Origin of the sequence: Mitsuokella apri, from assembly GCF_051886055.1 — a bacterium.
Taxonomy (GTDB): domain Bacteria; phylum Bacillota; class Negativicutes; order Selenomonadales; family Selenomonadaceae; genus Mitsuokella.
Map to the genome: position 1 here is coordinate 1 of NZ_JBJEXT010000035.1, position 2,161 is coordinate 2,161.

The window sequence follows — 2,161 nt, forward strand, 5'->3', positions numbered from 1 at the left end:
CTGTATTCCAAACGCATTCATAGGGAGGCCACGTTTGAGGTCGTGCCGATGGAAGATTATGATTTTCAAGGAATCCCCGAGGAAGAGTATATGGGACAGACAATCTGGGATGGCGAGAAACTGGTGACAGAAGAAGAATGGCAGTTGCAGCTGCAAGAAGAGAAGATGACGCAGCATAAGGGGGTGTAAAAATGGCGTATCGGAAGAGCGCGTCGAGCCGCAAAGACATCTATCAGGAAATCACGAACCGGATTATCGAAGAAATGGAAAAAGGAGAGCTTCCCTGGCAGAAAGCCTGGAATGGAAAGGTCGGTGCTGCGCTAGTCGCTTCCCCAGTGAACGGCGCAACAGGAAGGCCGTACTCGAAGGAAAATCTGATTTATCTCTCTTGCATCATGGACTCGAAAGGCAGCAAGGATCCTCGCTTTTTCACTTTCCATCAGGCGCAGACGATGGGCTATAGCATCAAGCGTGGTTCGCATGGTGTAGCCATCAAACAGGGCTTCTATGCGACGAAGGATAAAGATGGGAATCCGTTGCCAGAAGATGAATACCATTGGACTTCCATCATCTCAACGGTGTTCCATGCGTCGGACATGGTTCAGCGGGTGCCGGTGCTGGACAAGGACGGAAAGCAGGTCGTGGAGCCGGTAAAGGAGGAAGACGGGAAACCTAAGATTGGAAAAGACGGCCAGCCCATTGTCAGGCGTGTCTTCCGTGAAGAGCCTCTGCCGCCTTATGTGCCGAAGAAACAAGGCTACACGCATGAAGAGACGCTGGAACTCGCCGAAGAGATGCTGCGCCTCAGCGGAGCAGTCATCAAGCATGACCAGGCAGACCGTGCCTTTTATCGGCCTTCTACGGATGAGATTCATCTGCCGCCGGAGGCTGCCTTCAAGGAGCTGGCCGGATACTATGCGACTGCATTGCATGAGTTGGGACATTGGACTGGCCATTCCAGCCGTCTGAACCGCGACATCCAGAACCCCTTTGGTTCTCCTGCTTATGCCAAGGAAGAGTTGCGTGCTGAGATGGCTTCCACCTACCTATCGGCAGATCTCGGCCTGCCCTTGAATTCCATCAGTCATGCAGCTTATACGCAGGGCTGGTTAAAAGCCCTGAAGGACGACAAGATGGAGTTCTTCAAGGCTGCAAACGATGCACAGAAAATCGCCAATTACTTGAAGGGAATCGTGAAGGAACGCTTGCAGCAACTGGATGAGCAGCATACAAAACAGGATGCTGGGAAGAAAGAGGAGCAACCTGCTCCGAAGGAAGAAAAAGCTGCTTCGGTTCCAACCGTAGAACCGGAAGATGATAAGATTATCATTCCCTATAAATATTATCTGAATGAACGTCCTGCTGACCTAGGCAGTGTCCCTAAAGGCTTCATTCAGCTGGATGAGGAGGATCGTGGAGGCCGATACGGCGCGATTTACTACGATCATCCGCTTACGCCGGAAGAGATCAAGCAGTATGAACTGAACCCTGACCTGTATTATCAGGCACAGCAGCAGGTTCATATCACCGTTTACCAGGCTGCCAAAGACGCACCATGGCGGAATGCTTCTTTGCAGGAAGCTGGAAAGGCCGCAGACTTTTCCAAGTATGCTGCCGTTCATCATGAGACACGCAAGGCCGCCGATGTTGGCATGACTGAGCTGCTTGACCAGATGTACGACAAGCTACAGGGCGCAGATGTGCCAAAACTGGGCATCAGTGACATCATCCGCGTGAATGACCGCTGCTTTTACGTGGATGACGTGGGCTTCCAGGAAGTTACGATCCATCCACTCAAGGACAAGAAGTTCCTGCTACCCGTGACGAGCAGTGAAGTGGAGGCCATCAAGCAGGCGCAAAAGGAAAGCGTAGGCGCAGAGAAATTCGAGGCATATCAGAAGCGATTCCAGAAAGTCTTCCTGGAAGGGGCGCAGGCTACCACTGAGACATGCATCGGAAATCCTGTCAAGCAATATAGCCGGTTCATCTACAACTCGTCTATCGAAAGAGGCTTGTCCAGTATTCGGCCTTGTGACCAGAAAGCATGGCAGGAAGCCGACCGGACCTTCATCCGGGATTCCTGCGTCAATGCATTGGGTGAGCCGTCCGCCATCGCCGCAGCAGCTCGTGTTGTCCAGGCAAACAGTCCCTATGCTGCCGT

The 2,161-nt window shown here is 52.3% G+C and carries 2 protein-coding genes; both read left to right on the forward strand.

All coding sequences use genetic code 11. The features are described 5' to 3' along the window. The coding region (locus tag ACI4OH_RS04595; RefSeq protein ID WP_439784250.1) for a hypothetical protein at positions 1-189 on the forward strand (189 nt) is incomplete at its 5' end. 2 nt (positions 190-191) lie between these two features. Next, a partial coding sequence (locus ACI4OH_RS04600) for a zincin-like metallopeptidase domain-containing protein (protein WP_439784251.1) occupies positions 192-2,161 on the forward strand: 1,970 nt, incomplete at its 3' end.